The organism is Halarchaeum acidiphilum MH1-52-1, assembly GCF_000474235.1.
Taxonomy (GTDB): Archaea; Halobacteriota; Halobacteria; order Halobacteriales; family Halobacteriaceae; genus Halarchaeum; species Halarchaeum acidiphilum.
This window is the reverse complement of record NZ_BATA01000007.1, coordinates 22,569-36,242: the sequence shown is the minus strand read 5'-3', so window position 1 is coordinate 36,242 and position 13,674 is coordinate 22,569. Positions and strand designations below refer to the sequence as shown.

Annotated in this window: 9 protein-coding genes and 2 pseudogenes; 6 read left to right on the top strand and 5 right to left on the bottom strand. The window is 68.7% G+C overall.

Annotation, left to right across the window (positions count from 1 at the left end; translation table 11 throughout):
• Positions 1-2 precede the first annotated feature (2 nt).
• Positions 3-1,286, bottom strand: coding sequence for a DNA repair protein NreA (nreA, locus tag AOZ13_RS02375; protein WP_021779709.1), 1,284 nt, complete (start codon positions 1,284-1,286; stop codon positions 3-5).
• A 209-nt stretch (positions 1,287-1,495) separates the two neighbouring features.
• Between nreA and AOZ13_RS14135 the strand changes: the two genes are divergently transcribed.
• Positions 1,496-1,639 (top strand): hypothetical protein, encoded by a 144-nt coding sequence (locus tag AOZ13_RS14135; RefSeq protein ID WP_020221957.1) that lies wholly within the window; start codon positions 1,496-1,498, stop codon positions 1,637-1,639.
• 300 nt (positions 1,640-1,939) lie between these two features.
• Here the strand turns inward: AOZ13_RS14135 and AOZ13_RS02370 are convergent, their stop codons facing one another.
• A complete protein-coding gene (locus AOZ13_RS02370) occupies positions 1,940-4,420 on the bottom strand; it encodes a DNA topoisomerase I (protein WP_020221956.1) in 2,481 nt (826 codons plus the stop codon).
• A 191-nt stretch (positions 4,421-4,611) separates the two neighbouring features.
• Here AOZ13_RS02370 and AOZ13_RS02365 point away from each other — a divergent pair, with 191 nt between their 5' ends.
• Positions 4,612-4,977, top strand: a complete 366-nt coding sequence (locus AOZ13_RS02365; RefSeq protein ID WP_020221955.1) for a hypothetical protein — start codon at positions 4,612-4,614, stop codon at positions 4,975-4,977.
• A gap of 98 nt (positions 4,978-5,075) precedes the next feature.
• Here AOZ13_RS02365 and gatB read toward each other — a convergent pair.
• Positions 5,076-6,553 (bottom strand): annotated as a pseudogene (gene gatB / locus AOZ13_RS02360) (Asp-tRNA(Asn)/Glu-tRNA(Gln) amidotransferase subunit GatB).
• Between the two features lie 32 nt (positions 6,554-6,585).
• Here gatB and AOZ13_RS13755 point away from each other — a divergent pair.
• The gene (locus tag AOZ13_RS13755; RefSeq protein ID WP_148294551.1) at positions 6,586-7,164 is read left to right on the top strand and encodes a hypothetical protein; all 579 of its coding nucleotides are present in this window, start codon (positions 6,586-6,588) and stop codon (positions 7,162-7,164) included.
• A 3-nt stretch (positions 7,165-7,167) separates the two neighbouring features.
• Here AOZ13_RS13755 and AOZ13_RS02350 read toward each other — a convergent pair whose 3' ends face one another.
• Entirely contained in the window at positions 7,168-7,926 is a 759-nt protein-coding gene (locus tag AOZ13_RS02350) for a Dph6-related ATP pyrophosphatase (RefSeq protein WP_020222888.1), read from the bottom strand.
• Positions 7,927-7,959: 33 nt separating this feature from the next.
• Here AOZ13_RS02350 and AOZ13_RS02345 point away from each other — a divergent pair, with 33 nt between their 5' ends.
• From AOZ13_RS02345 to AOZ13_RS02335, 3 genes and pseudogenes are all read left to right on the top strand, one after another.
• Positions 7,960-8,331, top strand: a complete 372-nt coding sequence (locus AOZ13_RS02345) for a DUF7518 family protein (protein WP_049933722.1) — start codon at positions 7,960-7,962, stop codon at positions 8,329-8,331.
• Positions 8,332-8,350: 19 nt separating this feature from the next.
• Positions 8,351-11,925, top strand: a pseudogene (gene smc, locus AOZ13_RS02340) (chromosome segregation protein SMC).
• On the top strand, positions 11,918-12,928 hold the full coding sequence (locus AOZ13_RS02335) for a segregation and condensation protein A (protein ID WP_020222135.1): 1,011 nt from the start codon (positions 11,918-11,920) through the stop codon (positions 12,926-12,928). Before smc ends, AOZ13_RS02335 begins: the two are co-directional and overlap by 8 nt.
• Here the strand turns inward: AOZ13_RS02335 and AOZ13_RS02330 are convergent.
• Positions 12,925-13,641, bottom strand: coding sequence for a DUF7504 family protein (locus AOZ13_RS02330; RefSeq protein WP_021779702.1), 717 nt, complete (start codon positions 13,639-13,641; stop codon positions 12,925-12,927). The genes AOZ13_RS02335 and AOZ13_RS02330 overlap by 4 nt on opposite strands.
• Between the last annotated feature and the right edge of the window lie 33 nt (positions 13,642-13,674).

Sequence of the window (13,674 nt, the reverse complement as noted above, 5' to 3'; positions counted from 1 at the left end):
TTCTACGCCCAATCGCTCAGTCCGGTCTGGAGTCCGGCGACCATCGTCGACTTCCGGCGGAGGTCGCCCATCGAGACCGGGAGGTGGTCCGCGACGTCGCGGACGGCGCCGTGGAGCGTCTCCGCGTCGGCGGCCTCGCGCGAGAAGGCGTGGCGGACGCTCTCGCGCACCTGCCAGACGCCGACGGGCGCCCAGTAGTCGTCGGAGACCTCGCGGAGGACGAGCGCCTTCGCCTGCCGACCCCGATCCGCGAGGTGTTCGAGGACGCCGAGTCGCGCGGCGTAGTACGCGCCCGCGGTCTCCTCGACGTATCCCGTACGACCATCGTACCCCTCGCTCGCGGCCGCCATCCAGATATCGCCGTTCGGATCGGGGTTCCAGACGCTCCCGGGCGACTTCATCTCCACGAGTTCGAACTCCCAGCTGCCCGGCGCGAGGACGACCCAGTAGCGATTGCCCATGTACTCGTTCATCCGGACTTCGACCCGGTCGACGCTCGGCGCGTCGCGGATCTGTCCGCGGAGGTACTGGCCGACGGTGTCGTCGACGGCGGTGATCGACCACCGCGTCGGGACGAGTCGCCGATTGTCCCCTCGGCCGAGCGCGCCGACGGAGAGCACGCGATTGACGTCGTAGACGTCGAGTCCGTGCTCGTAGAGGTAGGTCATCGCGCCCTGCGCGCGCCAGTCGTCGTCTTCGAGGGTCTTCTCGACGGCGCGCGGGACGTGGGGGTTCTCGGTCAGATCCGCGGAATCGACGGACGCGTTCGGCCCGCTCGGCGCGTTCGCGGTCGGCTGGGCGTACTGGTCGGGGTCGAAGTCGGGCGTGGAGGCGAGACCGATCTCGACGTCCACCGGTCGATCGGCGATGGCGACCTCGCGCTGCGTGCCGACGAAGCCGTCCCAGACGTCCTCGACGTTCACGTCCGCCGAGCGCCGGGAGTTGAGCAATCCGGTGCGGTACTGGAGGACGTTGTCGATGCCGAGGCCCTGTTCGTACCACGCGCCGCTCGTCGCGTAGTCCGCGGCGTCGGCGTCGGCGTCGGCGTCGCCCCCCTCGGCGACGGGCGAGAGGATCCCCGCGGAGACGTTCGGATAGGAGGAGCGGCCGACGAAGACGGAGGGCGCGGTCGCCCCGTAGAGCGAATCGCCCTGTTTGACGGCCTCGAAGGAGGCGCGCGCGGCATCGAGGTAGTCCGTGATCGCGTAGGACTTCTCCGCCGCGAGTTTCCGGCGCTCGTACTCCTCGTCGGGCTTCAATCCCTCGACGTAGTCGTCAAGCCCCATCGCGATCCGATTGGGCCGCGGCGGGCTTAAGCCCACGGCCAACGGGACCGATTCAGAATGGCTGGATAGGTGTTCCGTGACGTGTATTCGAGCCTGTTCGTCAACTAATATAGATATTTCGTTTCCATATGGTGTTTATATCCCTCAATTATCGTCCAGACAGCCGATAGCTATTAGTGTATGTGGGACGTTGTACCATGCGAAGGACGATGGCCACGATCACACACCTCGCGACGCGGCTCCTGTCCGACCCCACCGACCACCCGTTCGAGTGCAAGCTCTGCGGGCAGGGGTACGACTCGCCGCGAGAGAACTGCCCGGCGTGCGGGAGTCTCAACGTCGAGTCGGTCTGACTCCCGATTCACGAACCAATCACACAGAACGATATACTAATCGAAACACCCGGAAAAGCTATGTCGTATCGACCATAACGATCCCGTGACGGCTGATCGATGACTGAACGTGCGATACACGCACGCAACCACCCCACGTACCGAGGTGATCCACCACTGACCGACGACCACACCCCGACGACACATACTGGCCCCGACCGCCGTCGTGCAGTCGGAGACCCTGCGCCGGGCGCGCCGTCGCGCCCACCTGCTTCCTCACGGTTCCGTGCGACCCCCGCGAACGGGGTCGCGTGCTCAGTCTCAGTCCGCGTTCGCCTGCCAGTCGCGGACTCGTTCCGCGCTGACGCCCTCGACCGACTCCGCGACGCCCTCCGCGTCCGCGTCCGCCAGATCGGCGAGGTCCTCGATCCCGGCCGCCGCGAGCTTCTCCTTCGTCTTCGGGCCGATCCCCTCGATCCCGTCGAGACCCCGCCGTTCCCGATACTCCTCGTAGTTGCAGATCGGACAGCCGAGTTCCCACGGCTCCTCACTGCCCTCGTCGTGGACGACGAGTTCGGGCAGGTCGTGCTCCTCGCAGTAGGTGTCCGTCACCTCGATGTCGCCGCGCCGCGGCAGCGGCAGCGAGTATTCGCAGTCCGGGTAGCGCGTACACCCGACGAGACGCGAACCCGACTGGAGCCTGCGGATGGCGAGCTCGCCGCCGTGCTCCGCGTTGCACTCGGGGCACGGGCCGATGATCCGGTCTTCGGTCTCCGCGGCCTCCTCCGCGGCGCAGAGCGGACAGCCGTGGACGAACGTGTTCCGCCCCGCGAGCATCTTCACCTCGTGGAGGTCGTGCTCCTCGCACTCGGCCTCGAGGACGACCGGCTCGCCCGTCGAGGGCAGCGGGAGGGTGAAGCGACAGTCGGGGTAGCCGTCGCAACCGACGAAGTACGATCCCTGCCGGCTCCGGCGCACGAGCAGGTCCTCGCCGCACTTCGGGCACGGCCCGAGGCGCTTGTCCGCCTTCAGCGACTCGCGGAGGTGTTCGCCGATCTCCTCGCGCGACTCGTCGAGCGCGTCGAAGATCCGATCGAGGATCTCGCGGGACTCCTCGGTGACCTCGTCGAGGCTCTTCTCGCCCTCCGCGATCGCCGTCATATCGGCCTCGAGATCGGCCGTCATCTCCTCGGAGACGACGAGGTCCGCGTACTCCTCCGCGGCCTCCACGACCGCCATCGCGAGGCGGGTGGGCCGCGGCGGGTCGTTCTCGATGTAGCCCCGGTCGTAGAGCTTCTCGATCACGTTGTGTCTCGTGCTCTTCGTGCCGATCCCCATCCCCTCCATGGTCTCGATGAGCCGCGACTGGCCGTACCGCCGCGGGGGCTGGGTCTGCTTCGCCTCGATGCGGGCGTCCGCGATCGCCAGCTCCTCGCCCTCCGCGACGGCCGGCACGTGGTTCTCGTCCGTCCCGAAGTAGGGGTAGACCGCGTGATATCCCTCCTCCACGAGCCGGCGGCCGTTCGCCTTCAGGCTCGCGCCGTCCGCCGAGGCGACGACGCGGAGGTGCTCCCACTCCGCCGGCTCGGCGAGCGTCGCGAAGAAGCGCCGCACGACGAGTTCGTACACCTCCCACTCGTCCTCCGAGAGGTCCCCCTCGTTCGGGAGGTCGGCCGTCGGGTGGATCGGCGGGTGATCGGTCGTCTCCTCGTCGCCGCGCGTCGCCGACAGCTCGTCGAGGTCTTCGAGGATCTCGACCGAGTCGGCGAACTCGCGTTCCGCGGAGAGCGCGTCGAGCAGCTCGGCGGGATCGAGGTCCTCGGGATAGACCGTGTTGTCGGTGCGCGGATAGGTGATGTACCCCGCGGTGTAGAGGTCCTCGGCGATGCTCATCGCGCGGCCCGCGGCGTACCCCAGCGAGCTCGCGGCGCGGATGAACTGCGTCGTGTTGAACGGCGCGGGCGGGTCGTCCGTCCGGGTGCGCCGTCGGACGGATTCGACGACGGCCGTCGCGGCCTCCCGCAGGACGTCGAAGGCCGCCTCGGCGTCGTCCTCGTCCCAGACGCGCTCCGCTTCGGTGTCGTCCTCGTCGAGGTAGAAGTACTGGGCCTCGAAGGTCGACTCGTCCTTTTCGAGGTCCGCGAACAGCTCCCAGTAGTCCTCGGGATCGAACGCCTCGATCTCGCGCTCCTTGTCGACGATGAGCTTGAGGGTCGGGGACTGGACCCGTCCGACAGAAATGAAGTCGTCGCCGACCTGTCGCGCGGAGAGCGAGAGGAAGCGCGTGAGCGCCGCCCCCCAGATCAGGTCGACGATCTGGCGGGCCTCGCCCGCGGCCGCGAGGTCGAAGTCGAGGTCGTCCGGGTCCGCGAACGCCGACTTCACTTCGTTCTCCGTGATCGAGGAGAAGCGCACCCGCGAGACGGGGGCGTCCTCGTTCGCCTCGCGGACGAGTTCGTAGGCCTCCTTGCCGATGAGTTCGCCCTCGCGGTCGTAGTCCGTCGCGATGATGACGGAGTCGGCCTCGCGGGCGAGGCGCTTGAGGACGTTCACGATGGACTCCTGCGTCGGCGTCTTCGTCACCGGGGCGTCCGCGAGCTCCGCCGGCTCGACGTCGCGCCAGTCGCTGTACTCCGGGGGGAAATCGACGCCGACGACGTGGCCGGAGAGACCGATACACCGCCGGCCGCCCCACCCGTAGACGTCGACGCCCCCGCTACGTTCTGTGGACGCGCCGCCCTCGCTCAGGATGTCGGCGATGCGACGGGCGGCGTTGTCCTTCTCTGTGATGATGAGTTCCACGGTAGCTGCACCGCCTCTCGACGGTCCTTGCACACCGGTATGCCGGACGGGCTTCTAAACTTTTCGGGGCCTGAAACGGTCGTTTTCGCGCGTCTGGGCGCGCCTCCGCGATATCGGGCGGGCGCGACGAGCACGCGCCCGACGCGCCCGCGAGAGGTGGATACTTGAACGCGGCCGACGCAGGGACGTCCATGGCTCCCACGTTCCGTCGCTTCGGCTACCTCGGCGCGTTCCTGCTCGTCCTCGCCGCCGGCTTCTTCGCCGCGTTCGGCGCGCCGGCACTCGACGGCTCGACCGGTCTCCAGATCGTCGTCTTCGTCGTCGCGGGCGTCTTCGAACTCCTCGGCGGCTTCGCGAACCCGCTCCGCGAGCGCGTCGGCGCGCTCCGACTGGTGGGGATCGGCCACGTCTGCCTCGGCGCCTCGATGTGCCTCGGCGCGCTCTCCGGGTCGGGACTCGTCTTCCAAGCTCTCTTCGTGCTCTCGGGGCTGGTGCTCGTCGCGTTCGGCGTCGACTACCTGCTCGGCGGGCGGTACTTCGAGACGCCGGAGGCGTAGCCGACTCGACGACACCGGCAGTCTCTGTCTCGCCCTGATCGGCATCACCTACCACGCGGACGGGTGGCTCTTCGGGATCGGTGGCATCGAGGTCTGACCTACTCGTCCAGCTCGTCGCGCAGCAGCCCGTTCACCTGTCCGGGGTCGGCGCTCCCGCCGGTCTTCTGCATCACCTGCCCGACGAGGAAGTTGATCGCGCCCTCGTCGCCGTTCTCGTAGTCCGCGACGGCGTCGGGGTTCTCGTCGATGGCGTCCTCGACGGCGGCCTGCACTTCGCTCGCACCCGTCTTCCCGAGGTCCTCGGCCTCGACGACCGCGTCGGGCGCGCTCCCTTCGTCGAGCATCTCCCGAAGCACGACCTCGCGGGCGTTCTTCTCCGTGATCTCGTCCTCGGCGACGAGCGCGACGAGGCGCGTGAACTCGTCGAAGCGCCCTTCGAGGTCCGTCACCGCCATGTCGCGGTAGTTGAGTTCGCCGAGGAGGTTGTCGGCGACCCACGTCGCCGCGAGGTCGGGATCGTACTCCTCCGCGATCGCCTCGAAGAAGTCCGCGACCTCCTTCGTGGACGTGAGCTTGCTCGCCGCCTCGGCGCTCAGGCCGTACTCCTCACCGAATCGCTCGCGGCGGGCGTCCGGAAGCTCGGGGATCTCGAGTTTCGCTTTCCAGTCCGCGACTTCGAGCGGCGGGAGGTCGGCCTCCTCGAAGTAGCGGTAATCCTTCTCCGCCTCCTTCGAGCGCATCGAGACCGTGATTCCTCGGCTCTCGTCCCAGTGACGCGTCTCCTGTTCGACCTCGCGGCCGCGCTGGATGGCGTTGCGCTGGCGCGTCACCTCGTAGGCGAGCGCCTGCTCGGCCCCCTTGTGACTCGAGATGTTCTTCACCTCGGTGCGGTTCGCCGCTTCGAGAGTGGTCTCGTCGATTTCGCCCGCCACTTCGCCCGCCGGCACCATCGAGATGTTCGCGTCGACGCGGAGGCTGCCGTCGCGCTCGGCGTCGTAGATCCCGAGGTATTCGAGGACCTCCTCGAGCTTCGCGAGGAAGGCGCGCGTCTCGTCCGGTGATCGGAAGTCGGGTTCGGTGACGATCTCGACGAGCGGCGTGCCCGCGCGGTTGTAGTCGACCTTCGTGTAGTCCGCGGTGTCGATGCTGCCGCCGACGTGCTGGAGGCTCCCCGGATCCTCTTCGAGGTGCGCGCGCGTGATGCCGATCTCGCGGCGCCGGTCCTCGACGCGGACGTCGAGTTCGCCGTTCTGACAGATCGGAGCGTCGTACTGCGTGAGCTGGAACCCCTTCGGGAGGTCGGGGTAGAAGTAGTTCTTCCGGTGGAAGGTCGTCCGCTCGGGGATGTCGGCGTGGAGCGCCTTCCCGAGTTTCACGGCGGCCTCGACGGCGCCCTCGTTGAGGACGGGGAGCGCGCCGGGGAGTCCGAGGCACGTCGGCAGGTGTGCGTGTTCGGCTCGGCGTCCGCGGCGTCGGTCGAACACCCGCAGAAGATCTTGGTGTCCGTCTCGAGTTGCACGTGGACCTCCAGTCCGATGACGGCGGCGAGGTCCTCCGTGGCGGCCTGCGTGCTCATTACGGGTGGTTTCGACGCGGGGGCGCTTAGGCGTGACGAAGGTGCGAGACGCGCGTCGGGACGTACCCGCCGACCCGAAAGCACTCGTCGGCGCGCCGAATAGCCACGACGATGACGCGTCGCGTTCCACGCGCGCTCCTCGGTCTCGGCGGAATGCTCGTCGCGCTCTGCCCGCACGCCGGCGTCGTCGTGGACCCCGGACTGGCCCTCGCCGCCGGTGCGCTCCTCCTCGCGGGCGGCTTCGGGTTGCTCGGCTCTCGCTTCGGCACGATGGGTGCCGCCCGGCCGCGTGGCTCGGCCTCGCCCTCGGGCCGCTCCCGCTCGCCGCAACGGGGCTGTTCTGGATATCCGCCGGACCAGCCCCCCGCGGCGGCGTCCTCCTCGCACTCGTCCTCGCGGCGAGCGGCGTCGTCCCGCTCGTCGTCGCCACCGCGGCGCTCGCCCGTAGCGGCGCGGCCGTCATCGACGTTCCCCGGTGGCTCTGCGTCCTCCCGCTCGTCGCCGCCGTCCTCGACCTCCCGGTGAACCTCCTGCTCGTCCACCACCTCGAAACGCCCGGCCTCTCGTTGCTCGGCGTCACCTACCTCGCGTTCGCGCTCGCGATGGAGTGAGCGTCAGTCGAGTAGGAGATCGACGTAGTGGTAGGGCGTCCCGCCGAGGTCGCGAGTGACGCGCTCACCCCGGTCGACATCGATGCGCGCGTCGAACCCGGGACCGTCTACGACGAACGTATGGAATTCGCCGTGCTCGCCGCAGGGATCGACGCCGTCGGGGAGGGCCGCGAGGAAGTCGCGGTCGTAGGTGCGCCCGACGAACGACGCGTCCAGCGCGTCCCCGGAAACGGCGCAGACGACGGCCTCGATGCCGGCGTCGATGACGTCGCGGGCGAACGCGTCGGTATCGCGTCCCCAGACCGGCCATCGACCCGAGAGCGGTGCGTCGGCGAGGTTCGACTCGCGGTACGCGCGGACGTCCTCGAGGTAGAGGTCGGCGAACGCGACGGCGTCCGCGCCGCGGGCGGCCCAGTCGGCGAGGGCGTCGCGCATCCGCTCGCCGTAGGCGTCGGCACCGACGTCACCGGGGAGGTCGACGGTCGTGACGGGGAGACCGAGCGTGTCCGCCTGCCGGTGGAGGAGCGCGGTCTGCACGCCGTGCATGCTCGTCCGGTCCGCGTCGGCGTTCACGGTGGTGAGGAGGCCGACGACCTCGGTATCGGGATCGACGCGAAGGACGTCGAGACAGCACGCGGCGTCCTTTCCACCGCTCCACGCGAGGACGGTCTGCGACACAGCCGAGACCTCGTGGGGCCGACCGAAGAACCCCCCGGACTCGACGCCGCGTCGTCCGACGTGCGTCTGACGCGCGACCGCCACACGCTTATGGTCGGCGAGGGTCTGGTGTCCCTTATGCCGAACGAGAGCGAGGACATCACCGCCCTCGAGAACCGCGTGAAAGAGCTTGAGGCCACCGTTCGCGGGCTGACCGAGGAGCTCGTCGACGCGAACGAGCGCATCCGCGAACTCGAGGACTACCACGACGCGCACGAGAGCGCGGGGCGACCGGCGAGCGAGCCGCTCGGCGCGGGCGCGCCCGACGGGAGCGAGGTCGCCGAGGCGGACGGGACCGCGGCCGGTGACGCGAACGCGAACGCGGCCGGTGACGCGAGTTCGAGCGCGGCCGACGCCGACGCCGCGGACGCCGAACCGGAAGGCACTAGCGACGGGGACGCCGAAGGGACCGACGAGGAGTCCGAACTCGACGACATCATCGTCGCCTGACTCCGCGTCCCTCCCCCAGATGTACATCGACGAAATCGTTCTCGAGAACTTCAAGAGCTTCGGGCGGACGACGCGCATCCCGTTCTACGAGGACTTCACGACGATCAGCGGCCCGAACGGGAGCGGGAAGTCCAACATCATCGACGCCGTGCTCTTCGCGCTCGGTCTCGCGCGCACGCGCGGGATTCGCGCGGAGAAACTCACCGACCTCATCTACAACCCGAGCCACGACGGCGAGGGCGAGACCGCGGGACCGCGCGAGGCCAGCGTCGAGGTCGTCCTGAACAACGCGGACGGAACGCTCGCGCGCTCGCAGGTCGTGAACGCCGCCGGGAGCGACGACGTCGGCGACGTCGAGACGATCACCGTGAAGCGCCGCGTGAAGCGCACCGAGGACAACTACTACTCCTACTACTACCTCAACGGGCGCTCGGTGAACCTCTCGGACGTGCAGGACCTGCTCGCGCAGGCCGGCGTCACCCCCGAGGGGTACAACGTCGTCATGCAGGGCGACGTCACCGGAATCATCAACATGACGCCCGGCGAGCGCCGCGAGGTCATCGACGAGATCGCCGGCGTCGCGGAGTTCGACGCGAAGAAGGCCGACGCCTACGACGAACTCGACGTCGTCGAGGAGCGCATCGAGGAGGCCGACCTCCGGATCTCGGAGAAGCACGACCGGCTCGATCAACTGGAAGACGAACGCGAGACCGCGCTCGAGTATCAGGGACTCAAAGAGGAGAAAGCGGAGTACGAGTCCTACCGCAAGGCCGCCGAGCTGGAGGAGAAACGCGCCGATCTGGAGGCGACGGACGACGATATCGCGGAGCGCGAGGGCGACCTCGCCGAGCTGCAGGACGAACTCGACGCTCGCAGCGGTCGTCTCTCGCGTCTCGAATCGGAGCTCGACGAGCTGAACGCGGAGATCGAGCGCACGGGCGAGGACGAGCAGCTCGCCGTCAAGCGCGAGATCGAGGAGGTGAAAGGGGAGATCAGCCGACTCGAAGACAAGATCGAGAGCGCCGAGGAACGCCGCGAGCAGGCGGAGAACGACCGTCGCGAGGCGTTCGTCGCCATCGATCGGAAGAACGAGGAACTCGACGATCTCGAAGGCGAGATCCGCGAGGTGAAAGTCGAGAAGGCGTCGGTGACGGCCGAGATCGAGTCCGTGGAGGCCGAGATCGAATCCGTGGAGTCCGAGATCGCCGACGTCGACACCGCGTTCGACGAGCTGAAAGCGGATCTGGAGGCGAAGAAGGGGGAACTGGAGGAGCAGAAGTCGGCACGCAACGAACTCCAGCGCGAGAAGGACCGCCTGTTGGACGAGGCCCGACGGCGCTCGAACGAGGTGAGCGAGGCGGAGGACGACCTCGCGGCCGCGCGCGAGGAGCTACCGGAGTTCGATCAGCGCCTCGACGATCTGCGCGACGAGCTGGCGAAGGCCGAGGCGAACGAGGCGCAGATCGAGGAGGTCGTCGCCGACCTCAAGACGCAGAAGAGCGAGCGCCAGTCCGATCTGAACGACGTCGAGGACGACTTGCAGGAGGCCCGCGAGGAGTACGCGCGCATGGAGGCGAACGCCGAGCAGTCCGGCGACTCCTCGTACGGCCGGGCGGTCTCGACGATCCTGAACGCGGAGAGGGCGGGCGTCCACGGGACCGTCGCGCAGCTCGGCGGGGTCGCCGGCGAGCACGCGACGGCGGCGGAGACGGCCGCGGGCGGTCGGATGGCGCACGTCGTCGTGGACGACGACGGCGTCGGCCAATCCTGCATCGAGTACCTCAAGTCCCGCAACGCGGGGCGCGCGACGTTCCTGCCGCTGACGGAGATGCACGAGCGATCGCTCGGGCGCGCGCCGGACGTCCCGGGCGTCGTGGACTTCGCGTTCAACCTCGTGGACTTCGACCGGCAGTACGCGGGCGTCTTCTCCTACGTGCTCGGCGACACGCTCGTCGTCGAGGACATGGAGACGGCGCGCGACCTGATGGGCGACTACCGGCTCGTCACCCTCGAGGGGGAACTCGTCGAGAAGAGCGGCGCGATGACCGGCGGTTCTCGCTCGGGGTCGCGCTACTCCTTCTCGAAGTCCGGGAAAGGACAGTTGGAACGCGTCGCGTCGCGGATCAACGACCTCGAATCCGAGCGACAGTCGATCCGCGACGACGTACAGGAGATCGAGGAGCGCCTCGACGGCGCGCGCGACCGGAAGTCGGACGCGCTCGACGCCGTCCGCTCCCTCGAAACCGACATCGAGCGGGTCGAGGCCGAGCGCGAGGACACGGAAGCGCGGATCGAGGAGCTGGAGGAGCGCCTCGACGACCTCGAATCCGAGCGCGCCGACGTGGACGAGCGGATGGGCGAACTCGACGAGGAGATCGCCGAGCACGAGGCGGCGATCGAGTCCGTCGAGACCGACATCGACGATCTGGAGGACGAGCTCGCGGACTCGGAGATCCCGGAACTCACGGCCGAACGCGAGGAGTTGGAGGCGGAGGTGGACGACCTCGAAGACCGCCTCTCCGAACTCGACGGCGATCTCAACGACCTCCAACTCCAGCGCCAGTACGCGGAGAACGAGATCGAGGACCTCCACGACGACGTCGAGGAGGCGCAGAACACGACGGCCGAACAGGCGGAGAAGATCGAGGAGTTCGAGGCCGAGATCGAGGCGAAACGCGAGTCGCTCGCCGAAAAGGAGACCGAGGTCGAGGAGCTCGAGGAGGAGCTCGCGGACCTGAAGGAGGAGCGTGCGGCCCTCAAGGACGACATCGCCGAGGCGCAGACCGCCCGAGACGAGCAGGCGCAGAAGGTCGAATCGGTCGAGAGCCGACTGGAGAGCCTGCGGGGTGCGGCCGAGCGCCTCCGCGAGGAGATCGCCGAGTTGGAGGAGGCGGTCGGCGACTACGACGCCGACGAGATCCCCGACATCGACGAGGTCGACGAGAACGTCGCGCGCCTCGAACGCCGGATGGAGGCCCTCGAACCGGTGAACATGCTCGCGATCGACGAGTACGACGAAGTGAGGCGGATCTCGACGATATCGAGGAGAAGCGCGAGACGCTCGTCGAGGAGGCCGAGGGCATCCGCGAGCGCATCGAGAGCTACGAGTCGCAGAAGAAACAGACGTTCATGGACGCCTACGAGGCCATTGACGGGCACTTCCAGCGGATCTTCTCGCGGCTCTCCGCGGGCTCCGGCGAGCTCGTCTTGGAGGACGAGGAGGACCCCTTCGAGGGCGGGCTGACGATGAAGGCCCAGCCGGCCGACAAGCCCGTCCAGCGCCTCGACGCGATGAGCGGCGGCGAGAAGTCGCTCACGGCGCTCGCGTTCATCTTCGCGATCCAGCGGCACAACCCCGCACCGTTCTACGCGCTCGACGAGGTGGACGCGTTCCTCGACGCCGTGAACGCGGAGCGCGTCGGCGAACTCGTGGACGAACTCGCGGCGGACGCGCAGTTCGTCGTCGTCAGCCACCGCTCGGCGATGCTCGAGCGCTCCGAGCGCGCCATCGGCGTGACGATGCAGGGCGACAACGTGAGCGCCGTGACGGGTATCGACCTGACGGGTGGTGAGGAGGCTCCTGCGGATGACTAGCGATGGGTTCGAGCCGCCGGAGGCGGCGAAGAAGCCATCGGAAAAGCGAGCGCTGAACGAAAGTGAAGCGCGAGCGGGGAGGGACGACCCGCGAGCAGGCGAGGCTGACCGTCTCTGTGCGGACGGGGGCAATCCGGAGGACGCCTTCACGCTCTCGGGCCACGAGTCGGACGGGTCGGATCTCTCGCTCGGCGACGAGCCGGAGGACCCCGAACCGGAGGGTGGCGACGCGGACGGCGAGGAGGTCGAGCCGGTCGAGTTGCTCGTGCAGCTCGCGAAGGAGGGCGAGATCGAGCCGTGGGACATCGACATCGTGGACGTGACGGACGCGTTCCTCGACAAGCTCGACGAGGCGGACCTCCGGACGTCGGGGCGCGCGCTGTTCTACGCCTCCGTCCTGCTGCGGATGAAGTCGGACGCCCTGCTCGAACCGGACGAGCCGGCGGAACCCGACGAGGCGGAGCCGGCGGGGTGGGACGACTGGGAGCGGGGGATGGACGAGCCTCCCGCGGACGCGCCGGGCGTCGATCCGATCGCGGCCTTGGAGGACGAGATGGATCGGCGGCTCGAACGCAAGCCCCAGCGCGGGACGCCGGAGACGCTCGACGAACTCGTGCGCTCGCTGCGCGAGGCCGAGCGCGAGTCGTGGTGGAAGGAGTCCCGGTCGTACGACACCTCCGCGAGCCCGCAGGGGTTCCAGCGCGGCGTGCAGGAACTCGACTACCGCTCGGGCGACGATTTCCGGATGGAGGAGGAGCCGAGCGCCGCGGACGTCACCGACACGGCGCACGGCGAGGACATCGAGGCGACGATCGACGCCGTGGAGGACGCGCTCGCGGCGCGCTACGACCGGGGGCGCGGAGAAGTGCTGTTCGCGGAGGTGACGGACGCCGGCGATTCGCGCGTGGAGTCGTTCCTCGCGGTGCTGTTCCTCGCCCACCGGGGTCGCGTGACGCTGGAGCAGGACGAACTGTTCGGCGATCTCTGGGTCGTCGACGCCTAGTCGAGCGGGAACCAGTCGGTCTCGATGCCGGCGTCGGGAAGCACCCAGCGCTGTCGGACGCGATCGGTGCCGGCGTCGACGTACACGGTGGCGTCGAAGAGGGGTTCGAGCGTGGTGACGGGATCGCTCTCCGGGTCGCCCGTGGTGTGGACGTGCCCCATTCCGTGGACGTCGCGCACGGTGCTCGTGAGGAGGTGGAGGAAGCGAAAGAGGGACTCCTCCTCGACGGCGTCGAAGAACGGATCGATCGAGTCGAGGCAGAGGCGGAACTCGCCCGGGTCGGTGTCGCCGTCGGCGACGCGCTGAACGTGCTTCTCGACGAGCGCGAACAGTTCGCCGAGGTCGTCGAGGTCGTCGACGGCGTCGTACCAGTCGGGATCGCGAGGCGACGGATCGGCGCTCACGCTCGCGCTCGCGCTCGTGTCCGCGACGGCCGAGCGAGTCGGCGTCGCGCTCGTGGCGTCGACGACGCCGAGGGTGGCGGGGTCGCGGCCGTGCGGGTCAGCGGAGCGGCGCGCGAGGAGGTCGTCGACCGGCGCGGCCGTCGTGAGGAAGACGTGGCGGCGATCGAGGTCGTCACCGCCGAGCAACCGCTCGCAGGCTGCCGATGTCCCGCGACCGGGGTCGTCGACGACGAGTACGGTGCACCCCCGTCGCTTCAGGGTCGCCAGTTCGCGCGAGAAGGCCGCCGAGTCGGTGTCCGCCGCTCCCATTACTAGTAGGTGTTACTCCCGGATCGCTATTTA